General features: G+C 69.2%; 22 protein-coding genes and 1 pseudogene. 7 read left to right on the top strand and 16 right to left on the bottom strand.

All coding sequences use genetic code 11. The annotated features are described in order from the left end of the window. The first annotated feature begins 22 nt into the window (after nucleotides 1-22). Both AB0I19_RS06855 and AB0I19_RS06850 read left to right on the top strand, forming a co-directional pair. Nucleotides 23-718 carry a maleylpyruvate isomerase family mycothiol-dependent enzyme gene (locus AB0I19_RS06855; protein WP_357145510.1) on the top strand — a complete coding sequence of 232 codons (696 nt, stop codon included), beginning with the start codon at nucleotides 23-25 and terminating at the stop codon, nucleotides 716-718. Nucleotides 719-774: 56 nt separating this feature from the next. Next, complete coding sequence (locus AB0I19_RS06850) at nucleotides 775-2265, top strand: carboxylesterase family protein (RefSeq protein WP_357145508.1); 1491 nt, start codon at nucleotides 775-777, stop codon at nucleotides 2263-2265. A gap of 86 nt (nucleotides 2266-2351) precedes the next feature. Here the strand turns inward: AB0I19_RS06850 and AB0I19_RS06845 are convergent, their stop codons facing one another. The 5 genes and pseudogenes from AB0I19_RS06845 to pgsA form a co-directional block, all read right to left on the bottom strand. Further along, on the bottom strand, nucleotides 2352-3218 hold the full coding sequence (locus AB0I19_RS06845; RefSeq protein ID WP_357145506.1) for a hypothetical protein: 867 nt from the start codon (nucleotides 3216-3218) through the stop codon (nucleotides 2352-2354). Between the two features lie 229 nt (nucleotides 3219-3447). Further along, nucleotides 3448-4182: pseudogene (locus AB0I19_RS06840) on the bottom strand (PspA/IM30 family protein); the annotation flags it as partial. 183 nt (nucleotides 4183-4365) lie between these two features. Then, nucleotides 4366-4791: a helix-turn-helix transcriptional regulator gene (locus tag AB0I19_RS06835; protein WP_067492978.1), complete on the bottom strand. Its 426-nt coding sequence runs from the start codon at nucleotides 4789-4791 to the stop codon at nucleotides 4366-4368. 92 nt (nucleotides 4792-4883) lie between these two features. Next, a complete protein-coding gene (locus tag AB0I19_RS06830; RefSeq protein WP_357145503.1) occupies nucleotides 4884-5393 on the bottom strand; it encodes a CinA family protein in 510 nt (169 codons plus the stop codon). Continuing rightward, nucleotides 5390-6028 (bottom strand): CDP-diacylglycerol--glycerol-3-phosphate 3-phosphatidyltransferase, encoded by a 639-nt coding sequence (gene pgsA / locus AB0I19_RS06825; RefSeq protein ID WP_357145501.1) that lies wholly within the window; start codon nucleotides 6026-6028, stop codon nucleotides 5390-5392. The genes AB0I19_RS06830 and pgsA overlap by 4 nt, the downstream gene beginning before the upstream one ends. Before the next feature lie 257 nt (nucleotides 6029-6285). Between pgsA and AB0I19_RS06820 the strand changes: the two genes are divergently transcribed. Beyond that, entirely contained in the window at nucleotides 6286-6852 is a 567-nt protein-coding gene (locus AB0I19_RS06820) for an amino-acid N-acetyltransferase (protein ID WP_357145498.1), read from the top strand. A gap of 27 nt (nucleotides 6853-6879) precedes the next feature. Next, nucleotides 6880-7164: a YciI family protein gene (locus AB0I19_RS06815; RefSeq protein WP_357145496.1), complete on the top strand. Its 285-nt coding sequence runs from the start codon at nucleotides 6880-6882 to the stop codon at nucleotides 7162-7164. Between the two features lie 55 nt (nucleotides 7165-7219). Here AB0I19_RS06815 and AB0I19_RS06810 read toward each other — a convergent pair whose 3' ends face one another. Beyond that, complete coding sequence (locus AB0I19_RS06810) at nucleotides 7220-8197, bottom strand: TerC family protein (protein ID WP_357145493.1); 978 nt, start codon at nucleotides 8195-8197, stop codon at nucleotides 7220-7222. A gap of 414 nt (nucleotides 8198-8611) precedes the next feature. Continuing rightward, nucleotides 8612-11149, bottom strand: coding sequence for a DNA translocase FtsK (locus tag AB0I19_RS06805; protein WP_357145492.1), 2538 nt, complete (start codon nucleotides 11147-11149; stop codon nucleotides 8612-8614). Nucleotides 11150-11442: 293 nt separating this feature from the next. On the opposite strand from AB0I19_RS06805, the gene AB0I19_RS06800 reads away from it, so the two are divergent. Together AB0I19_RS06800 and AB0I19_RS06795 are read left to right on the top strand one after the other, a co-directional pair. After that, nucleotides 11443-11826 (top strand): DUF4189 domain-containing protein, encoded by a 384-nt coding sequence (locus AB0I19_RS06800; RefSeq protein ID WP_357146661.1) that lies wholly within the window; start codon nucleotides 11443-11445, stop codon nucleotides 11824-11826. Nucleotides 11827-11860: 34 nt separating this feature from the next. Beyond that, a complete protein-coding gene (locus tag AB0I19_RS06795; RefSeq protein WP_357145490.1) occupies nucleotides 11861-12409 on the top strand; it encodes a hypothetical protein in 549 nt (182 codons plus the stop codon). 57 nt (nucleotides 12410-12466) lie between these two features. On the opposite strand, the gene AB0I19_RS06790 is transcribed toward AB0I19_RS06795, so the two are convergent. Both AB0I19_RS06790 and dapA read right to left on the bottom strand, forming a co-directional pair. Further along, nucleotides 12467-14542, bottom strand: coding sequence for a ribonuclease J (locus AB0I19_RS06790; protein WP_357145488.1), 2076 nt, complete (start codon nucleotides 14540-14542; stop codon nucleotides 12467-12469). Continuing rightward, nucleotides 14539-15447, bottom strand: coding sequence for a 4-hydroxy-tetrahydrodipicolinate synthase (gene dapA, locus AB0I19_RS06785; protein ID WP_357145485.1), 909 nt, complete (start codon nucleotides 15445-15447; stop codon nucleotides 14539-14541). Before dapA ends, AB0I19_RS06790 begins: the two co-directional genes overlap by 4 nt. Before the next feature lie 114 nt (nucleotides 15448-15561). Here dapA and AB0I19_RS06780 point away from each other — a divergent pair, with 114 nt between their 5' ends. Next, nucleotides 15562-15999 (top strand): hypothetical protein, encoded by a 438-nt coding sequence (locus tag AB0I19_RS06780; protein WP_067492704.1) that lies wholly within the window; start codon nucleotides 15562-15564, stop codon nucleotides 15997-15999. A gap of 11 nt (nucleotides 16000-16010) precedes the next feature. Here the strand turns inward: AB0I19_RS06780 and AB0I19_RS06775 are convergent, their stop codons facing one another. The 7 genes from AB0I19_RS06775 to dapB all read right to left on the bottom strand — a co-directional run bounded on the left by AB0I19_RS06775 (nucleotide 16011) and on the right by dapB (nucleotide 21955). Further along, nucleotides 16011-17210, bottom strand: a complete 1200-nt coding sequence (locus tag AB0I19_RS06775) for a crosslink repair DNA glycosylase YcaQ family protein (RefSeq protein WP_357145482.1) — start codon at nucleotides 17208-17210, stop codon at nucleotides 16011-16013. A gap of 36 nt (nucleotides 17211-17246) precedes the next feature. Continuing rightward, nucleotides 17247-18272 (bottom strand): hypothetical protein, encoded by a 1026-nt coding sequence (locus tag AB0I19_RS06770; RefSeq protein WP_357145480.1) that lies wholly within the window; start codon nucleotides 18270-18272, stop codon nucleotides 17247-17249. Next, on the bottom strand, nucleotides 18265-19479 hold the full coding sequence (locus tag AB0I19_RS06765; RefSeq protein ID WP_357145477.1) for an ATP-binding protein: 1215 nt from the start codon (nucleotides 19477-19479) through the stop codon (nucleotides 18265-18267). Before AB0I19_RS06765 ends, AB0I19_RS06770 begins: the two co-directional genes overlap by 8 nt. Further along, entirely contained in the window at nucleotides 19476-20168 is a 693-nt protein-coding gene (locus AB0I19_RS06760) for a response regulator transcription factor (protein WP_067492691.1), read from the bottom strand. Before AB0I19_RS06760 ends, AB0I19_RS06765 begins: the two co-directional genes overlap by 4 nt. A gap of 87 nt (nucleotides 20169-20255) precedes the next feature. Next, a complete protein-coding gene (locus AB0I19_RS06755; protein ID WP_357145474.1) occupies nucleotides 20256-20708 on the bottom strand; it encodes a flavodoxin family protein in 453 nt (150 codons plus the stop codon). Nucleotides 20709-20711: 3 nt separating this feature from the next. Beyond that, a complete protein-coding gene (locus AB0I19_RS06750; protein WP_357145472.1) occupies nucleotides 20712-21212 on the bottom strand; it encodes a hypothetical protein in 501 nt (166 codons plus the stop codon). Continuing rightward, a complete protein-coding gene (gene dapB / locus AB0I19_RS06745; protein ID WP_067492687.1) occupies nucleotides 21209-21955 on the bottom strand; it encodes a 4-hydroxy-tetrahydrodipicolinate reductase in 747 nt (248 codons plus the stop codon). Before dapB ends, AB0I19_RS06750 begins: the two co-directional genes overlap by 4 nt. Between the last annotated feature and the right edge of the window lie 3 nt (nucleotides 21956-21958).

Raw genomic sequence — 21958 nt, 5'->3', positions numbered from 1 at the left:
CGTCTGCATCTACCGTGAATCCATGAACTACCTGGCTCTGCTGCGTACCGAACTCACCACGTTCGGCGAGCTGATCACCGACGACGTCGATCTCGCCGCACCCGTCACCACCTGCGGCGACTGGACCTTCTACGATCTGGTCGATCACCTGGGCCGGGGCAATCAGTGGGTGGTCACCGCCGTCACCGAGCTCCGTGGCGACGACGACGGCCGGCCCGCGCCGAAAGATCCCGCGACGCTGCGCAAGTGGTACGACGAGTCCGCCGACGCCCTCGCCGCGACTTTGTCGGCCGATCCCGAAAAGGAAGCGTGGACCTTCACCCGTGCCATGCCGCGCACGGTCGGCTTCTGGCGGCGTCGCCGCGCCCACGAGACGCTGATGCACCGGTGGGACGGTCAGCACGCGCTCGGGAAGGCCGAGCCGTTCGAGCGCGCGATCGCCTGCGACGGCATCGATGAGGTCTTCGAGCTGTTCGCGCCCCGGATGATCCACCGCGGCCTGGCGACCGAACCGGAGGTGGCGCTGCGTATTCGCACCACCGACACCGATCGCATCTGGACCTACGGTCCCGGCGAACCGGTGGCCGAGCTGGCGGGTACGGCGTCGGATCTGCTGCTCGCGCTGTGGGCCCGCATCCCGCCCGAGGACCAGGGTCTGCGCTGGGACGGCGATCGCGCCGCCGGGCTGCGCGTCCTGGCCGGGCCCTTGGTTCCATAAGCACCCCACCGAACCGGACAAGCGTCCATAATCGGGTTCGACTGCGAGGAGGACCGATGGAACCGATCGTCACGATCACCGGCGGCGCGATTCGGGGCACGACCGAAGGCGGCGTCACCCGGTTCCTCGGTGTGCCGTACGCGGCGGCGCCGGTGGGGGCGCGACGGTTCCGGTTGCCCGAACCGGTGCAGCGCTGGGCGGGGGTGCGCGAGGCGACGAGTATGGGCCCGACGTGCGCGCAGTCGCCGTATCCCGCGCCGATCCACGCCCTGATCGGCAGCGACGGCATCCCGGGCGACGACTACCTCAATGTGAACGTCTGGACACCCGATGTGGGCGGTGCGGGCCTGCCGGTGCTGGTGTGGATTCATGGCGGGGCGTTCGTGCGCGGGTCCAACGCGCGCCGGATCTACGACGGCACCGCGTTCGCGCGCGACGGTGTGGTCATGGTGTCGATCAACTACCGCTTGGGGATCTCCGGGTTCGCGGTGCTCGACGGCGCACCCTCGAATCGTGGTCTGCACGACCAGCTCTGCGCGCTGCGCTGGGTGCGGGAGAACATCGCCGCGTTCGGTGGCGACCCGGACAATGTGACGATCTTCGGCGAGTCCGCGGGCGGTATGAGCGTGGCCGCGCTGATGGCGGCGCCGCAGTCGGCGGGACTGTTCCGCCGGGCGATCGTGCAGAGCGGCAACGGATCGGTCGCCGCCGAGACCGACGACGCACGTCTGGTCACGGCCGCACTGGCCGAACACCTCGGAATCACACCCACGGCGGCGGATTTCGGTGCACTCGGTCCGGCCGACCTGTGCTCGGCGCAGAACGCCGTCGCGCTCGCGCTGATGACCGACCCCGACCCCCAGCGGTGGGGCACCTCGGTGGTCGAGCGCGGCCTCGGCATCATGAGCCTGTTCCCGGTGGTCGACGGCGATGTCGTCGAGGGCACCCCCACCGAGGTACTCGCGGCCAACCCGCAACGCCGGGTTCCGCTCGTCGCGGGCACCACCGCCGACGAATTCCGCTTCTTCACGGTGCCCACCGGGATCACCGCGGGCGTCGATGCCGACAGCTTGCCGTTCGTGCTGGCCCGCTACGGCATCGATCCGTCGGTGGCACACACCTATTCGCGGCAACGCCCCGACGCCACACCGGCCGAGATCTTCAACGCGATCCTCACCGACTGGTGTTTCCGCGCGGGCACCATGGACCTCGCCGAAACCAATGCCGCCACCGCGGCGACCTACGTCTACGAGTTCGCTTGGCCCACAGCACTGCCCGGCCTCGGCGCCTGCCATGTGCTGGAAGTCCCGTTCGTCTTCGACGCCGTGGACAGCGCCCACACCCTCACCGGGCCGACCCCGCCGCAGCCGCTGGCCGACGAAATCCACGCAGCCTGGGTCTCTTTCGCCACACATGGCAGCACGGGCTGGCCGGCGTTCACTCCGGCAGCGAAGAACGTCCGCATCTTCGACCACCCCGCGTCGTCAACGGTCGACAATCCGCGCGCCGAGGAGTTAGCCGCCCTCCGTCAGGCGATTCGTTCCTGAGAACCGGACTGCTCAGCAGGTCTGTCGAGTCGGGCCGCCCGACCCGGGATACCCGCTGCGCGTATGGGATCCGTGCGGGCGAGATTTCAGCGGGGAAGATCGGGCGACGACAAGCCGGGTCCGTCGGCCATCTCGGTGAGGGCCTGAGCCCAGCCGTCGAGACGGTCGGCGGCTTCACGCAGATCGGCCACGATGCCGTTGAACTGGTAGGCCAGCACGGTGTCCTCCGGGACGGCCAGGATGCGAGCAGCGGCCGCGACGAGCTGTTCGTATTCGACGACACCGGTTTCCAGGCGCGCGAGCACGGCGGTGACCGTGGTCTTCAATGCCGACACCGTTTCCGGGTTCGCCCGGCCGACCGTGTCGACGGCCTGCTCCATGGCGACCACGTCGGCGGCCAGGGCGTGCAGCGCGGCCGCCCCGGAGCTCGCGGTAGCGAGCAGGTCACGCAATTCGTCCTCGGGTAACCGCCGGGTGCGCGCGATCTGGGCGCCCAGCCCGTGCAACGCGCGTTCGGCCCGGATCAATCGCTGAATCGGCGCGCGGGCCGCCGAGCGCAGTCCCGGCGACTTGCGCGGCACGAACGTCGCCTGCGGCAACGGCTGATGGCGGGTCTGCAGATAGCGGCGCGCGTTCACCGCGGCGCCGGTCACGAAAGCCACTGCGCCGCCGCCGATGACGACCACCGCCCACGCCGGCGCCGACACCACGGCCAGGCCGACAGCCCCGACGGTGGTGATCCCCGACGCTGTGCCCAGCTGAAAGCTGCGCCTGCGCATGCGTCGCCTGCGCCGCAACTCCCGCTCGCGCGGATCGGCCCAGCGGCGCACCGCGACCAGCGCCTGCTCCCCCACGCCGCGCAGAGTCGCGGGCATGCCACCGCTCATCGTCGACTGCACAACGGCCATCGGGTCGGCGACCTCGATCCGGTCGCGCCGCATTCTCCCGCTCATCGTGATCCTTCCACCTCCCCAGAGTGCCACGCCGGTCCGACAACCTCACCTGAGAACAGGGCAAGGGCCGCCGGTCGGCGTTCGAAACCCGCGCCGAGCGCGAGGATCGAACGTGGACCGGCGGCCCGTGGTGGCGTGGCTGTTACTGCTGAGCCGCCTGGCCACCCTTGTTGATCTGCGGCGCCGCGGGCTGCTGCTTGGCCGGGTCGATGGCCGCGTTGTTCCCGGTGGGCAGGGCATCGCCGCGCATGGAGGCACGGATCTGCTCGAGCTTGCTGTGCCCGGCCATCTGGATGCTGGCCTGCTGCACCTCCATCATCCGGCCCTGCACCGTGTTCTGGGCCAGCTCAGCCGAGCCGAGGGCGTTGGCGTAGCGGCGTTCGATCTTGTCGCGCACGGCGTCGAGGCTGGGGGTGGAACCGGGCGCGGACAGGGTGGAGTCCATCTGCTGCAGCGAGGCCGAGACCTGCTCCTGCATCTTGGCCTGCTCGAGCTGGCTGAGCAGCTTGGTGCGCTCGGCGACCTTCTGCTGCAGCATCATCGCGTTCTGCTCGACCGCCTTCTTGGCCTGTGCGGCGGCCTGCAGGGACTGGTCGTGCAAAACCTTGAGGTCTTCCACCGACTGCTCGGCGGTGACCAGCTGGGCGGCGAACGCCTCGGCGGCGTTGGTGTACTGGATCGCCTTCTCGGTGTCGCCCGCGGCCTGTGCCTGATCGGCCAAGGTGACGGCCTGGCGGGCATTGGCGTTGAGCTTTTCGACCTCGTCGAGCTGGCGGTTCAGCTTCATCTCCAGCTGACGCTGGTTGCCGATCACCGACGCCGCCTGCTGCGACAGCGCCTGATGCTGACGCTGCGCCTCCTCGATCGCCTGCTGGATCTGGACCTTCGGATCCGCATGCTCTTCGATCTTGGAGTCGAAAAGGGCCATCATGTACTTCCAGGCCTTCACGAACGGATTAGCCATCGATTGATCCCGCCTCCATCTGTGCGTCGCTCGTGCGACTGGTGGTGCGCGACCGTCACGCACCAGATATGTGCTTATCCTTCACCATGCGGCACCCGGACCGATATGACCGGCCCACTCGACGCCTGATGAGAATCTATCCGCTCTCACCAGTAGTGCGCAGCGTCACGCGGGTTCGCCGCGTCACATCCCTTTCACCAATACCAGCATCTCGGCCCGCGGGGCCGGGATGACGATGCGGGTGTCCTCGGCGATCCCGATGCGCGCGTCCACGTCGGCCTGCGCGCTCGCGGTGGCCGACGGCTCGGCGGGCACCGGTTCGGCGACGGGTTCGGCCACGGGCTCGGTGAGCGCGGGTTCGCGGGGCGCGGAGCCGTCGGCTCCGGCCATGATGGTGCTCACGTCCCACAGCACCCGCGACAACGGCACGTCGAGTGCCTCGCAGATGGCGGCGAGCAGTTCACTGGAGGCTTCCTTGCGGCCGCGCTCCACTTCCGACAGATAGCCGAGGCTCACGCGCGCCGAGGTCGACACCTCGCGCAGCGTCCGATGCTGGGCCAGACGCGCACGCCGCAGACTGTCCCCGATTGCCTCCCGCAGCAGCGTCATCTCGTTCTCCTCCACCTCGGGTCACCGCCTCGGGCGGTGCTCACCTCTTTCTGGCACAACGTCGAGCAGCGACCGAGGGTTCCCGGACGCGGCTAGTCCGTCGTCACATCGCCGTACCCACCGACACAGCGCAATAACTCCCCGATCGCGTTGTGCACCGCACCGATCCTGATGTTCCACCGGTCACCGTGCAGTTTCAACCGGCTCACCGCGCTGTGATCGGGTCCGGCTACTCCGAGGTATACCGTGCCGACCGGATGCCCGTCCTGGGAATCGGGTCCAGCGACCCCGGTGAGGCCGATTCCCCAGTCCGCCGCGCAGCGTTCGCGCGCGCCCACAGCGAGCTGTTCGGCGGTGGACGCCGCGACCGCGCCCTCCACGCGCAGCACCTCCTCGTCCACGCCCGCGAGCCGGTGCTTCAGGTCGGTGGCGTACACGATGAGCCCGCCGCGCAGCACCACACTCGCGCCGGGCACCCCGGCGATCGTCGCGGCGAGCAGTCCCGCGGTGAGCGATTCGGCGGTGGCGACGGTCTGGCCCGCCGCCGTGAGCGCCGCGACCAGTTCGGCGACCGGCGCATCGGCGACCAGGGGGTCGCTCACCCGCGCGACTCGTTGCGCGCGCGACCACCCGCCACCCATAGCCGCACGGCCTGGCCGACGTAGTCGAGGCCCGTGATCACGGTGAGCGCCACGGCCAGGTACATCAGCACCATGCCCGCGGTGGCGAACGCACCGGACAGCGGCAGCACCAGCAGGGCGATGGCCACCGATTGCACGAGTGTCTTGAGTTTGCCGCCGCGCCCGGCCGGGATCACCCCGCGCCGCACCACGACCAGCCGCAGCAGGGTGATGCCGAGTTCGCGGCCGCAGATGACCAGGGTGATCCACCAGGGCAGATCACCGAGGATCGAGAGCCCGATCAGGGCGGCGCCGATCAGCGCCTTGTCGGCGATGGGGTCGGCGAGCTTGCCGAAATCGGTGACGAGACCGTATTTGCGGGCCAGTTGCCCGTCGAACCGGTCGGTGATGGCGGCGAGGCCGAAGACGGCCGCCGCGATCACCCGCCAGCGGGTGTCGTGCCCGCCGTCGGCGAACAGCGCGAGCACGAACAGCGGCACCAGGACGATGCGCGCCACCGTCAGCACATTCGCGATATTGACCACCGGGACCTGATGTTCCGGCACCCCCGGTAGCCGAGCCGCCCCGCGTTCGATCTCCTCGGGTCGCACGCTCATGCTGCGTCTTCTCGGCATGGTCGGGCGCCCTCCGTGGTCACGCACGCTTCCGCCGCCAGGCGCTGACCTCTCATGCCCCCGCCCTCTCGGCACTCACCGGCACTGCGCCGAATATCGGGTGTGTCGCGCGATGTTTGCTCACGCGTGCAGTGCCGTATTCCCCGGTCGCCGAGCCCGGCGCGGTGCGATGAGCGGAACGACAGGATGTGCGGCACATGTTCAGACTATCGGTAACCGGGCCGACTACTGTGCACCCCATGACTTCACGGGGACCAGCAGGTGGTCCGACCAGCGACGCGCACCCGTCCGCGCCTACCGTGGCGCCAGTTCGAGACGTCACCGTGCGACGAGCGCGAACCTCGGATGTCCCCGAGATCAAACGTTTGGTCGACGAGTACGCCGGCCGGATCCTGCTGGAGAAGAACCTGGTCACCCTGTACGAGTCGGTGCAGGAGTTCTGGGTTGCCGAGGTCGAGGCCCGGGTCGTGGGGTGCGGCGCGCTGCATGTGTTGTGGGCCGATCTGGGCGAGGTGCGCACGGTCGCGGTCGATCCGGTGGTCAAGGGTCGCGGGGTGGGCGGCGCGGTGGTGCGTCAGCTGGTCGAGGTGGCACGGGAGCTGCAGTTGCAGCGGGTGTTCGTGCTCACCTTCGAGGTCGACTTCTTCGGCAGGCACGGTTTCGTCGAGATCGACGGCACGCCGGTGACCGCCGAGGTGTACGCGGAGATGTGCCGTTCCTACGACACCGGTGTCGCCGAGTTCCTCGACCTGAGTTTCGTGAAGCCGAACACCCTCGGCAACACCCGCATGCTGCTCACCCTGTAGATACCCACCGCGAGAAAGTTGATCGACGTGCCGATCTTCGCCGTCCACTACACCTACACCGAGGCCACCGCCGCCGACCGGACCACCAATCGGCCCGAGCACCGGGGCTGGCTCAACGCCCTGGTCGACGTGGGCACCGTGCTCACCAGCGGCCCGTACGCGGACGGATCGGGCGCTCTGCTGCTGTTCCGGGCCGAGGACAAGGACTCGCTCGAGCAACTGCTCACCGAGGACCCGTTCGCGAAGCTCGGCCTGATCGAGGACGTTCGCGTGGTCGAGTGGCTGCCCGTGATGGGCGCCTTTTCCGAATAGCCCGCACACGCGAACAGCCCGGAACCCCCACGGGTTCCGGGCTGTTCGTCGTCGGTCAGACAGACGTGCGGCGGGTCTTCAGCAGGCTCGCCACCGTCGCGATCACGAGGATCCCGAGGATCACGCTCAGCGACACCGGCGTGGAGATCTCCGGCACGCTCACGTGCTCGCCGCCGTTGATGAAGCCGAGAGTGTTCTCGTGCAGCGCGTGCAGCACCAGCTTCACACCGATGAACGCCAGGATGGCGGCCAGACCGTAGGACAGGTACACCAGCCGATCCAGCAGCCCACCGATGAGGAAGTACAGCTGACGCAGACCCATCAGGGCGAAGGCGTTGGCGGTGAACACCAGGTACGGCTGCTCGGTGAGGCCGTAGATGGCCGGAATCGAGTCGAGGGCGAAGAGCAGGTCGGCGAAACCGATGGCGAGCAGCGCCAGCAGCAGCGGGGTGACCACTCGTTTGCCGTCGATCTTGGTGATCAGCTTGTCGCCGTCGTACTGGTCGGTGGTCGGCAGGACCCGCTTGGCCAGCGCGACGATGCGGCTGTCGCGCTGCTCCTCGTGCTCGGCCTCGTGCCCGCTCTCGCGCAGCAGTTTGATCGCGGTGTAGATCAGGAACGCACCGAACAGGTAGAACACCCAGCTGAACGCGCTGATCGCGGCCGCGCCGACCGCGATGAACACACCGCGCATCACCAGGGCGAGCACGATGCCGATGAGCAGCACCTTCTGCTGGTACATCCGTGGCACCGCGAAGGTGGTCATGATGATGAGGAAGATGAACAGGTTGTCCACCGAGAGCGCCTTCTCGGTGACGAAACCGGCGTAGTACTCCCCGGCGAAGGTGCCGCCCCACTTCCAGGCGACGTACCCGCCGAACAGCAGGGCGAGGCCGATGTAGACAGCCGACCAGATGCCCGATTCCTTGAAGGTCGGTTCGTGCGGCGTGCGCACGTGGGCGAAGAAGTCGAAGACGAACAGTCCGAGGATCACCAAGCCGGTGATCACCCATTCGAGCGTGGTCACATCCATGAAGTGGTCCGATCGATGAGGTTCATGCCGTCCATCATGTCCAATATGTCCGTTTCAGCCAACTTTGCGGAGCGATTGCCCGCCATGATTCCACACACAGCCGTCCGAACCCGCCCAGGCCGGTAGCCGAGCCGAAAACCCGTTTCGCCTCGTCACGGCCGCTGCTACCGTCGACACATCGACCACCACCGGCACCGCGAGAGGAGTCAGCCGTGACCGCCGAGTACGCCCATTTCGCCGCGATGTCACGGCTGTCCGAGGATGCCGCGCGACCGCAGCGCGTGTCGCGCGCGGGCATCGGCAGCTGACCCGAGCCCGCCTCCGGCCGCTCACCGCGATCGGCACCCCGCGCCCCGGTCCCTCCTCGTTCGTCGCCGCTCGCTGACGGCACGGTCAGAGCAAACCAGCAGTGCGCTATTCGCCGTCCCCGGAATCCGCCGGATCACCGCCACGGATCGACCACAGCAGACCATCGAGTTCGTCGGGCTTCACCAGCACATCGCGTGCCTTGGAGCCCTCGCTCGGACCGACGACACCTCGGGTCTCCATGAGGTCCATCAGCCGGCCGGCCTTGGCGAAACCGACACGCAGTTTGCGCTGCAGCATGGAGGTGGAGCCGAACTGTGAGGTGACGACCAGTTCCACCGCCTGCAGCAACACGTCCATGTCGTCGCCGATGTCGGGATCGACGTCTTTGGTCTCGCCCGCCTTGGCGGCGGTGACGCCCTCCTGGTACTCCGGTTCGGCCTGGGTCTTGCTGTACTCGACGACCGCCTGGATCTCCTCGTCGGAGATGAAGGCACCCTGCAGACGGGTCGGCTTACCGGCGCCCATCGGCAGGAACAGGCCGTCGCCCATGCCGATCAGCTTCTCCGCGCCCGGCTGATCGAGGATGACGCGCGAGTCGGTGAGCGAGGAGGTCGCGAACGCCAGCCGTGAGGGCACGTTGGTCTTGATCAGGCCGGTCACCACGTCGACCGAGGGCCGCTGGGTGGCAAGCACCAGGTGGATGCCCGCCGCACGCGCCTTCTGGGTGATCCGCACGATCGCGTCCTCGACGTCACGCGGGGCGGTCATCATCAGGTCGGCGAGCTCGTCGACGATTGCGAGGATGTACGGGTAGGGCCGGTAGACGCGTTCGCTGCCGAGCGGGGCGGTGATCTTGCCCGAGCGCACGTTCTTGTTGAAGTCGTCGATGTGGCGGACCTTGTTGGCCTGCATGTCCTGGTAGCGCTGTTCCATCTCCTCCACCAGCCAGGCCAGCGCGGCGGCGGCCTTCTTGGGCTGGGTGATGATGGGCGTGATCAGGTGCGGAATGCCCTCGTAGGGCGTGAGTTCCACCATCTTCGGGTCGATCAGGATCATCCTGACCTCCTCGGGGGTGGCCCGGTGCAGCAAGGAGATCAGCATCGAGTTGACGAAGCTGGACTTACCCGAACCGGTGGAACCCGCAACCAGCAGGTGCGGCATCTTGGCCAGGTTCGCCGAGACGAACTCGCCCTCGATGTTCTTGCCGAGGCCGATCACCAGCGGATGGTGGTCGTTGCGGGTGTGCGGCGACTTGAGCACGTCGGCCAGGCGGACCAGTTCGCGGTCGGCATTGGGCACCTCGATGCCCACCGCCGACTTGCCCGGGATGGGTGCGAGCAGGCGCACGTTCTCCGTCGCCACGGCGTAGGCGAGGTTGCGGGCCAAGGCGGTGATCTTCTCGACCTTCACGCCGGGACCGAGCTCCACCTCGTACCGGGTGACGGTCGGTCCGCGCACGAATCCGGTGACCGCGGCGTCGATCTTGAACTGCACCAGGACCTCGGTGATCGCCTCGATCATCGATTCGTTGGCGGCCGAACGCTTCTTGGGCGGGTCGCCGTCGAGCAGCAGGCTCAGCGGCGGCAGCGAGTAGTCGCCGTCGACCACACGGTCGGTGACGAACTCCGGTTCCGGTGGTGGCGGCGGTGTCTGGTCGACGGGTGCGGGAGCCGGGCGCTTGCGGGCCGGTTTCGGCGCGGGGGCGGGCGGCTCCTCGACGATGGGTTTGGCATCGCGCAGCGGCGGCTCGCCCAGCGACTCGGTGACCGCGTCGGACCCGGCGAAATCGTCGGCCGCCGAAGCCGCGCCACGACGGGACCGGTTGCGGTGCACCGGGAATCCGTCGGCGTCGTAGTTGGCCGGGTCGTAAGGGTCGCTGTCGTCGGCGTATTCGCCGAGGCCGAAGTATTCGCGCAGCCGCGACGGCACCTCACGCACCGTGGTCCCCGTGAGCAACAGCACACCGAACACCATGGCCAGCAACAGGATCGGCATCGCCAGCCACGGGGTGAGCCCCTGGCCGAGCGGGCCGCCGATGGCGTAGCCGAGCGCGCCCGCGGCACGCGAACGTCCGTGCGCGTCGGTGGGCGACCCGGCCGCCAGATGCCAGATGCCGAGCGCCGGCAGGATCACCAGCAGCCCGCCGAGGACCAGCCGTGGCCGGATCTCCGGATGCGGTTCGGTGCGCATCAGCACCACCGCGATCGCCACGAAAAGCAGCGGCGCCACCGCCGCCGCCGACCCGGCGATCGCGCGCACGATGTCCTCGAGGAAACGCCCCACCGGACCACCGGCCGACAACCACACCGCGGCGGCGATGATCACGCTCAACGCGATGAGCGCCAAGCCGATCCCGTCGCGACGATGCCCGTGCTCGAGTTCGCCCGCGCGGCTCAGCGTGCGGGTGGTGGCGCCGAGGCCGCGCGCGAGCATCGTCCAGCCACTGGTGACGCCCCGGCCGATGACGGCCAGCGGTGCGGTGTTCGAGGCGCGTTTGACGGGTCTGCGGGCGGGGGTGGTTCGCCCACGCGCGGCCGACGACGCTCGCGGTGTCGTCGAACGAGACCGCGCCGACGGCGTCTGCCCCCTGCTCGATCCCGCCCGCGCACGAGAGGTCGTGGTGCTGCGGGACTTACCTGCCATGACGATCAGGCTAGCCGCTCGCACACCATCGAGACCATCCGCAACACTGGTCCCACGGGTGATGTGACCGCCGATACGCGCCGGACTCGCAGGTCGCGGGCCCGCCGGTCAACGCGCGGAAATCCCGGATCGAGGGCGTTTCGCGGCCCGTCGCTTACCGAATCCTTGCCGATTTCCAGCATTTCGGCCGATCTGGGCTGCCAGCGGTGGCGCGGGCAGCACACCGCTCGGTACTTTGACTGCGCTCTATCGGGTCGTCGACCCATGCGTATGAAGGGGAACAAGTGAAGAGAATGCTCACCAGCGCGGCCGTGCTTGGTGCCACCGTCGCGACCATGTTCGCGGGGCACATCGCACCGGCGCAGGCGCAGTCGGGCTACTACGGCGCCATCGCGGCGTCGGTCAATTCGGGGGTGTACGGGTACGCGACCGATTACGGCAGCTACGCCGACGCCGAAGCGGGCGCCATGGCCGCCTGCCGGCGCGGCGGTGGCGGCGGCGGTTGCGACGTGAAGGTCTCCTACCGCAACGGGTGCGGGGCCATCGCGATCTCCCGTGGGTGGTGGAGCTACGGCTCGGCCTCGACCATCGGTGGCGCCAAACGCGAAGCGCTGAACCGCAATCCGGGCAATGCCTCGATCAAGCACTGGAACTGCACCAGCGGTTACCAGCTCTAGCCCGACCGTTTCGACCACCATCATGGGAGTTGTAGTGAACAACCGACCGATCAAGACCGCCGCCGTCCTCGTCGCGCTCGTCGCGTCGCTGGGGCTGAGCGCGTGCGGTTCTTCGGACACCGAGACGAGCGGCGCGGGCGCCACCACCACCGCGGCCGCCTTCGAGTCCGGTACGGCCAAGCAGGACAAGGAAGAAGGCGGCGACGTCGCCGAGACCACTCCGCCGAACCTGCCCAAGCCGACCGTCGAGGAACTCAACGCGCGGCTCACCAAGGCGATGAGCGGCCAGCTCACCGCCGACGAGAAGAAGACCTACATCGAGGACGCCGATCAGGACCCGATGCTGGTCGACAAGTTCGTCGACGCCGCGAAAAAGAACAATGTGAAGGTCTCCATCACCAACGTCGGCGAGCCCGCCGACGGCAAGCTCAAGGCCGACGCCGATGTCACCATCGACGGCCAGCCCGTGCAGGACGCCTTCATCGACTTCGTCGCCGAGGACGAGTCGTGGAAGGTGTCGCACACCTTCGCCTGCAACATCGTGAAGTCGGCCAAGCTCGACTCCGCGGCCTGCCAGGCCTGAGAAACGGCGAAAACCGCCGGGCGACAACGTCACCCGGCGGTTTTCGTATCTCGTGGATCAGACGCCGATGACCGTCGGCACGATCATCGGGCGGCGACGGTAGGTGTCGGCGACCCAGCGGCCGACGACCCGGCGCACGCCCTGGGCGATGCGGTGGGTGTCGGTGATGCCCTCGCCCGCCAGGCGGAGCAGCTCCGCCTCGACCAGCTCGTTCGCACCGTCGAGGGCGGTGGGGTCGTCGGAGAAGCCACGCCCGTTGATCTCGGGGGTGCTCACCGCCTTGCCGGTGGTGGCGTCGATGACGATGGCGATCGAGATGAAACCACCCTCACCGAGGACCAGGCGGTCCGACAGCGTCGACTCGCCGACGTCACCGACGGAGAGGCCGTCGACGTAGACGTGCCCGACCGGGACCCGGCCGACGATGGAGGCGATGCCGTCGACCAGGTCGACCACGACGCCGTCCTCGGCGAGCACGACCCGCTCCTCCGGCACACCGGTGGCCACCGCGAGCGCGGCGTTGGCGCGCAGGTGCCGCCATTCGCCGTGCACGGGCATGGCGTTGGTCGGCCGCACCGCGTTGTACAGGTACAGCAGCTCACCGGCCGAGGCGTGCCCGGAGACGTGCACCTTGGCGCTCTGCTGGGTGATGACCGTGGCGCCGAGCCGGGCCAGGCCGTTGACCACGGCGAACACCGAGTTCTCGTTGCCGGGGATCAGCGAGGACGCCAGCACGATCAGGTCGTCGGCGCGGATGTTGATCTGGCGGTGGTCACCGCGGGCCATCCGGGCCAGCGCCGAGAGCGGTTCGCCCTGGGAACCGGTGGAGATCAGCACCAGGCGGTTGCCGGGCAGGGTCGCCGCCTGATCCATTTCGACCACGACGTTGTCGGGCACCGACAGGTAACCGAGGTCCTGGGCGATCTGCATGTTGCGCACCATCGAACGACCGACGAAACACACCTTGCGGTTGTGCTTCTGGGCCACGTCGACCACCTGCTGGATGCGGTGCACGTGACTGGCGAACGACGCCACGATCACCCGGTTGCGGGCCTTGCCGATCACATTGTCGAGCACTCCGCCGATCTCGCGTTCGGGAGTGACGAAGCCGGGGACCTCGGCGTTGGTCGAGTCGACCAGGAACAGGTCGACGCCCTCGTCGCCCAGGCGGGAGAACCCGGCCAGGTCGGTGAGGCGGCCGTCCAGGGGCAGCTGGTCGAGCTTGATGTCGCCGGTGTGCAGCACCACGCCCGCCGGGGTGCGGATGGCCACCGCCAGCGCGTCGGGGATGGAGTGGTTGACCGCGAAGTACTCGAGCTCGAACGGCCCGTGCACGGTGGTCTCGCCCTCGGCGACCTCACGCAGCCGGGGCTGCTGGCGGTGCTCACGGGCCTTGGCCGCGACCAGGGCGAGGGTGAACTTGGCGCCGATCACCGGGATGTCGGGACGCATGCGCAGCAGGAACGGCACCGCGCCGATGTGGTCCTCGTGACCGTGCGTGAGCACGATCGCCTCGATGTCGTCCATCCGGTCCTCGATGGGCCGGAAGTCGGGCAGGATCAGGTCGACGCCCGGCTGCTGGTCCTCGGGGAACAGCACACCGCAGTCGACGATCAGCAGCTTGCCGTTGTATTCGAAAACGGTCATGTTGCGGCCGATTTCGCCGATACCGCCGAGCGCGAACACGCGCAGCCCGTTCTTGGGCAGCTTGGGTGGCAGACCCAGTTTGTCCTGTGCGGCCTTCTCGCGCGGCTCGGCCTGCGCGTCACCGCGACCTCGGCCACCCTGCCTACCCCGGCCACCGCCGCCACCGCGACGGTTCGGCTGCTGGGCGGCGGCCTGTTCGGCGGGCTTGGCCTTGGCGCGACGCGACGTCGTCTTCTTCGCGGGGCTGCGCTCCTGAGCGATCTCGAGCGCCTCGGGTACCGACTCGGCCTCGGCCGTCAGTTCCGCCTCGGCGACGATCTCGGCGACCGGCTCGACCGCGGCGGGTGCGGCCACGGGCTGCTCGGCCACGGGCGGCGCGGCGACCGGCTGGGTCTCCCGCACGGTTTCGGCCGGGGTGGGTTCCGGCGCGCCGGCGGGGCGCGATGCCGCACGGCGACGGGGCTTACGACCAGTGGGTTCGGTCATGCGGTCACCCCCGCGGCTTGCAGATCCAGCGCCAGCTCGTCGAGCTGAGCCGGCGTCGGCATCAGCTGGGGCAACCGTGGTTCACCCACGTCGATCCCAAGCAATTGAAGTCCTCCCTTACACATCGCCACACCTCCCAGGCGGGTCATGGCCGCGTACAGCGGCAGCAGTGTCGCGTTGAGCTCCCTGGCCCGAGCCACCTCACCGGCCGCGTAGGCCTGGTGGATCTCGCGCAGGCGTTCGGGCACCAGATGCCCGATCACACTGATGAATCCGACAGCACCCACCGAGAGCCAGGGCAGATTGAGCCCGTCGTCACCGGAGTAGAACGCCAGTCCGGTGCTCGAGATGAGATCGGCACCGGAGACGAGGTCGCCCTTGGCGTCCTTCACGGCGACGATGTTCGGATGCTCGGACAGATATCGGATCGTGTCGATGGCGATCGGCACCACCGACCGCGGTGGAATGTCGTAGAGCGTCACCGGCAGCGATGTGGCGTCGGCGACCGCGGTGAAGTGCGCGATCAGCCCCTCCTGCGTCGGCCGGGAGTAGTAGGGGGTCACCACGAGCAGACCGTGCGCGCCCGCGTTCTCGGCGGCACGCGAGAGCTCGATCGAATGCGCGGTGTCGTAGGTTCCGGCACCGGCCACGATGGTGGCGCGGTCGCCGACGGCGTCGACGACGGCACGCAGCAGGTCGACCTTCTCCGACTCGGTGGTGGTCGGCGACTCGCCGGTGGTGCCCGAGACGACGAGCAGATCGACGCCGCGATCGACCAGGCGAGCGGCCAGTGCCACCCCGGCGTCCACGTCGAGCTTGCCCGCAGCGCTGAAGGGGGTCACCATCGCGACACCTACCGTGCCGGATGCGTGCAGCTCCGTGGGCGTCGATTCACCGTTCGTCATGGTCAGAAAGGCTACCCGGTCGGCTCGAGAGCCTCGACACCCTAGCGGCCGAAGTCGCGGCCGGTAGGGGTCGCCTTCCTTGCGTGATGTCATATGTGACGTCATGCTGATGTCATGGATCTGAACGCTCACACCGCGCGGCTGCGCGAGGAACTGCTCGCCGCCGCGGCTCTCGGCGACGAGAAAACGCAGGCCACCGCCGCCGCACTGGCCGCAGCGGTGGAGAGCTCGCACCGGCTGGTGCTGCTGTCGGCGCTGTCGGAACTGGCCGCCGAGATCAGTACCGAGCTCGGTGACCGCACCGTGCACGTGCGTCTCGACGGCACCGACGTCGTGGCCGACGTGCGCAAGAACACGTCCGGCGACGATGCCGAACCCCCGACCTTCGAGGAGATGACCGGTGACATCAGCCGTGTCACCCTGCGTCTGGTCGAACAGCTCAAGTCCCGCGCCGAGGAAGCCGCGCAGCAGAACGGTCAGTCACTGAACTCGTGGCTCTCGGGTGCGGTCACCGGCGCGTTGCGCGATCAGATGCGCGGACAGAAGTGGTGACGCGCACCCGGTCATAACAGCGGGGCCAGATCGCCGCGTTCGCCGATCACCACTTCGTCGAGTTCGAGCCAGTCCGCCATCTCCCGCAGCGCGCCGCGAAGGGCGTGCGCGGTCTCCGCGGTGGCGTGGCCGGGCTCGGCGAACGCGGCGGGCGCGAGCAATCGCCCGGAGGCACGTTCGGCGCGCAGGTCGACCCGGCCGACGAGCTTGCCGTCGAGCAGGAACGGGAAGACGTAATACCCGTGCACCCGTTGGGGTTCGGGTGTGTAGATCTCGATGCGGTAGTGGAAGTCGAAGATCCGCTGCGTGCGCGGTCGGAAGAAGATGAGCGGGTCGAACGGGCACAGCAGGGCCGCACCCGTGATCCGGCGCGGGATACTCGCCTCCGGGTGCAGGTAGGCCGGTGCGTCCCAGCCGTCGACATCGACGGGCACGAGTTCGCCGGCGTCGACGAGTTCGGCGATGGCCGGGGCACTCTGGCGCCGGTGCAGCCGGTAGTAGTCGCGCAGGTCGGGTTCGGTGGCGATGCCGAGCGCCCGGCTCGCGCGGCGCACCAGTTCCCGCACCGCGTCGGCTTCGGCGATCTCGCGCTCACGGATGTCGGCGGGGACGACGCGCTCGGTGAGGTCGTAGTGGCGGGTGAACCCGACCCGGCGCGCGGTGGACAACTCGCCCGCGGCGAAGAGCTGTTCGCAGATCAGTTTGGTGTCGCTCAGGTTCCACCAGGTGCCCTTGGGGCGTGGCTTGTCGAGTTCGAGGTGCCGTTCGATCTCGCGGGCGCTGGCGGCCCCGACCTCGGTGACCACGTCGAGGATGTCCTTGCCGAGCGTCGGGTTGCGTTCGGCCGCCTTGCGCATGCCCGCCCACCGGCCGTGTTCGTATTCGGCCATGCGCCACCGCATCAACGGCCAGTCGGCGACGGGGATGAGCGCGGCCTCGTGTGCCCAGTACTCGACGAGACCGCGCCTGGCGCGTGGGCTGTCGCTCCAGGCGGCGCCGTCGAGCAGGGTGCGGTCGTAGGGGCCGATCCGGCTGAACACCGGCGCGTAGTGGGCGCGTACCACCGCCGAGACCGAATCCAGTTGCAGCAGACGGGTTCTGGCCACCACATCGAGAATCGCCCGCCGTTTGGGGTTGGCCGGGCGGCGTTTGCCGAAACCCTGGGCGGCCAGCGCGATCCGCCGGGCCGCCGCCGCATTCATCCGCTGCATGCCACCACCCTGGCACAGGGGTACGACAGGTTCGGGTCAGGTGGAAACCCGCACGTCTCCGGCGGTATCGATCTCGGTGCGCCGGTCACCGTCGGGTCCGGTGGCCAGCACCGTCGCCACCCAGCGCCTGCCGATGGGCAGCACCCGCACGGTGACGGTGCCCGCCCGGGCCGTGTCGAGTGCTTCGACGGCGGCCTCGATCACATTGCGCCGCACCCATTCCGGGACGCCGCGGAAGCCGCCGTCGTCGAGCAGTGTCACCTCAACGCCGCGCGCCCGCGCCCCTCGGGCGGCGGCGCTGAGGCGTTCGGTGACCAGTTCGGGGGCGCGCAACCCGTCGCGCAGTTCGGCTTCCAGCAATCTGCACTGTTCGCGTTCGTCGTCGGTGAGTTCGCGGCCCTCGGCGATGCGGGTCAGGATCGGGCCCGCCACCTGGTCGAGCCGGACCAGCTGACGGTCCCGCTCGGCGGTCGCCGCGTGCAGGGCCGCCTCGGTGGCGGCGCGCAGATTCGCCTGCGATCCCAGCTCACGCAGCGAGCGCTGGGTGGGCCGCACGATGGCCATGAACACCGTCACCGCGCCGACGGTCGCGATCGGGGTCAGCGCGCGCACCACGGTTTCCGCGTGCCAGTCGGTGAACACCCCGAGTGTCATGAGCACCGACGCGGCCGCGGCCACACCGAGCCAGGCCGCACCGACCCGCCCGCGCAGGACGAGCATGGCCAGCAGGTACGAGGTGGGATAGGCCGTCCACAACTGGTTGGAGAAGCCCGAGGGGTTCTGCACCCACGGCACGGTCAGCGCCATCGCCATCGGCCCGGCGGCCGCGACGAACACCGTGGGCGGCCAGGGCAGCGGATCCATCGGGAACACCAGCACCACCAGCGCGGCCGCCGCCATCAGCAGCAGCGCGCCCGTGGCGGGCAGTAGTGGGGCGATGCCGAAGTTCACCCGCAGGTGCATCACGATGGTCGCTTCGAAGATGACGACGAACAGCCAGGCGGTTCCGTCGCTGAGGCCGAACAGGTCGCGCATCCCGAAGGGCAGGTCGCGCTCAGCCATCGCTGGCCCACACCAGGGTGACCACGGTGCCCGCCCCGGGCGAGGACTCGACGAACGCCGCGCCGCCCGCGAGGGTGCGCATGCGGCCGAGGATGCTGCCGGTGATACCCATCCGGTCGGCCGGAACGCGGGCCGGGTCGAAGCCGACGCCGTCGTCGGTGAGCACCACCCGGATGCCGCCGGTCGCGATCGTCACCGACAAGCCGCGCCGGACGGTGCGACCGGGTGTACCCGCATGGCGCAGGCTGTTGCGCACCGCCTCCATGAGAGCCGCGCCGAGCACCCGCGCCGATTCCACCGGCAGCCGCAGGTCGGCACCGCGCGAGGAAACCTGAACGGGCAGTTCGGGATCCACTTCACGCACCGCGTCGCGCAGGAACTCGACCGTGGCGGCGGCGTCGAAGTGGTCGATCTCGGGGGCGTTGCGTGACTGTTCGAGCTGTTCGAGGGTGCGCGCGGCCTGGCGGCGCAGCACCGGCGTCGACCCGGCACTGCGCGAGGCCTCGAGCAGGGTCGACAGCACCGCGTCGTGGATGAGTGCGGCGAAGCGGGCGCCTTCACGTTCGCGGGCGGTGGTCGCCGCGACTGTCGCGGCGCGCACCCGCTGCCGGATGGCCTCCCGGTCGACTCGTTCGGCGGCGGCCCGCGCGTACACCACACACCACAGGAACAGCGCGGCCACACCGAGCGCCCGGGTGATGTCCCCGACCAGCGTCCACATCGAACTGCCCGGTATCACCAGCACATTCGATATCGCGGCCACCGTCGCCAGCAGCGCGACGAAGACCGCAGCCACCCGACGTGGCCATGCCAGACCGGCCGCCAGCGCACCGACAGCCAGTCCCCGGTAGGGCCATGACGCGAACGAGCCGATGTAGGTCACCGAGTACAGCAGCGGCGTCACCGCCGCCGCCGCGAGATAGACCACCGCGGCGGCTCCGGCCGCACGCCGGATGGCGCGCACCGGGCCGCGCGCCGACACGATCGCCAGCACCGCGAACAGCACATAGGCCGACACGAGGTGGATCTCGGGCCAGCGGGCGAGGTAGACCGGTTGCACCAGCACCGCGGGCAATTCGAGCATCATCACGATCAGCGCACCGATCCCGATGACCACTCCGAGCCTGCGCAGGATCTGATCGGTCGCCGCGTGCGACAGGTCGATCTCGGCGACAGGTGCGGGCGCGGCGGCGACCGCGGTGCTCACGTGCGCTGCTGCCTCTCCGGCACGGGCAGCCACCCGTCCTCGACGGCCCGTTTGTACAGGTCGGTCTTGGTGGGCGCGGGCCTGCCCGCGTCGGCGTATTTCTGCCGGATGCGGCCGAGGTAGTCGTTGACGGTCTGTTCCGACAGCCCCGTCAGGCGTGCCACGCGCGAGGCCTTCTCGCCCGAGGCGTAGAGCATGAGTACTTCCTCTTGGCGCGGGCTCAGGCCCACGTCGGACAGTTGCGGATCACCGTCGATGGCGGCGGCCCAGTCGGTGGTGACCACCTGTTCGCCGGAGGCGGCGCGGCGGACGGCATCGACCACGGTGGCCGCGCCCTCGGACTTGCGCAGCACGCCCAGCACGCCGGCCTTGGCGGCCGAGCGGACGAGGAAGGCGTTGTCGGCGCCGGTGAACACCAGCACCTCGATGCCGCGCTCGCGCAGGGCGGTGACGTTGTCCTCGGGGCTCGATCCGTCGGGCAGGCGCAGGTCGAGCACCACCAGGTCCAGGTCGTCGGCGTCGGCGAGCAAGCCCGCGACGGTCTCGGCGGTGGCGACAAGTTCCAGGTCGGGTTCGGGGCCGAGCATGGCGGCCAACCCGATCGCCACCGATTCGTGGTCCTCGACCAACCCGATCCGTCGCACCGTCTGCACCTCGGTCACCGACCACTCCCCATCTCGAACACCCATCCGCGGCCAGCCCGCAACACGTCGGAGTCGAGTTCTACCGTATCGGCAGCCGTGATGTCAGCCACCAGAATTCGGGGCGAGACCCCTTTACCCCATCAGACCTGCGGCGATGGTGGCGCCGAGCTCCCAGCAACGCTCCAGTTCGGCCTTGCCCGGCGGCCCCGACACCACCACCGGCGCGGCCGCCCGCGTCCACCCGAGCCCGGTGGTGATCCGCTCGACGCTCGCCTCGGCGCCCTCGGTGCCCTCGTTGCCGTGCAAGTACAGCCCGTAGGGACGGCCGCGGGTGGAGTCGAGGCACGGGTAGTAGATGGTGTCGAAGGCGTGCTTGAGGGCGCCGCTCATGTAGCCGAGATTGGCCGGGGTTCCGAGCAGGTAGCCGTCGGCCTCCAGCACGTCGACGGCGGTGACGGCCAGCGCGGCTCGGCGCACCACTTCCACGCCCTCGATCTCCGGGTCGGTCGCACCGGCTAGGACCGCTTCGAACATCGCCTGCGTGTGCGGCGAGGGGGTGTGGTGGACGATGAGCAACCGGGCCATGAGCTACTTTCCGTCGCGTTCCAGTTTCTCCAGTGCCACCGCGCGGCGCATGGTCTCGCGAGCGCGGGTGCGGTCACCGGCGTAGTCGTAGGCGCGGGCCAGGCGGTAGGAGCTTCGCCAGTTGTCAGGGTCGGCTTCCCATTCGGCCTTGATCTCGGCGAACAGGGCGTCGGCCGCGTCGCGTTCGATGCGGCCCGACGGGCGGCGCGCCAGGTGCGAGGTGTCGACCTCGCGGCCCTCCTCGTGAATGCGTCGGGCGAGGCGCTGATGATCGAGGGCGGCCTGCAGGGTGGTCCACACGATCCACACGCCGACGATCGGCAGCAAGAGCATGCCGATGCCGATGGCGATGCCCGCCGGCTTGCCGTCGGCGATGTAGGCGATGGCAAGGCCACCGAGGCGGACGAAGTAGAACACCAGCGCCAGCACCAGGAAGGCAACGAGCGCAACGGTTTTCACGACCTGACGGTTCGGCTCGGCCTGGGTCACCGGATCGGCGCTCACAAGTCGAGGAACGGGTCGAGCCCGACGGTCAGGCCCGGCCGTCCGGCGATCTCTCGAACCCCGAGCAGCACGCCGGGGGCGAAGGAGCTGCGGTCGATGGAGTCGTGACGGATGGTCAGCGTTTCGCCCTGCGTGCCGAAGAGCACCTCCTGGTGGGCGACGAGCCCGGCCAGGCGTACCGAGTGCACGCGTACACCGTCGACATCGGCGCCGCGCGCACCCTCGAGTTCCGCCGTCGTCGCGTCGGGGCTGCGCCCGACCCCCGCCTCGTCGCGGGCGGCGGCGATGAGCGCGGCGGTGCGGTAGGCGGTGCCCGAGGGCGCGTCGGCCTTGTTCGGGTGGTGTAGTTCGATGACCTCGACCGACTCGAAGAACCGGGCCGCCTGCTCGGCGAACCGCATCGACAGCACCGCGCCGATGGCGAAGTTCGGCGCGATCAGCACCCCGACCTCGGGACGCTGCGCCAACCACCCGCGCACCTCGGCCAGCCGCGACTCGTCGAAACCGGTGGTGCCGACCACGGCGTGGATGCCGTTCTCGATCAGGAACTTCAGGTTGCCCATCACCACATCGGGGTGGGTGAAGTCGACGACGACCTGGGTGCCGGTCTCGGTGAACGCCTCCAGCGCGTCACCCTTGTCGACCTGGGCCACCAGCTCCAGATCGGCAGCCGCCTCCGCCGCCGCGCAGATGGCCTGCCCGACCTTGCCGCGTGCTCCGAGCACTCCGACCCGAATGGTCACCGC

Source organism: Nocardia sp. NPDC050413 (assembly GCF_040655475.1).
Classification (GTDB): domain Bacteria; phylum Actinomycetota; class Actinomycetes; order Mycobacteriales; family Mycobacteriaceae; genus Nocardia; species Nocardia coubleae.
The sequence above is the reverse complement of the archived record's forward strand: the minus strand, read 5'-3'. Positions and strand labels throughout refer to the sequence as shown.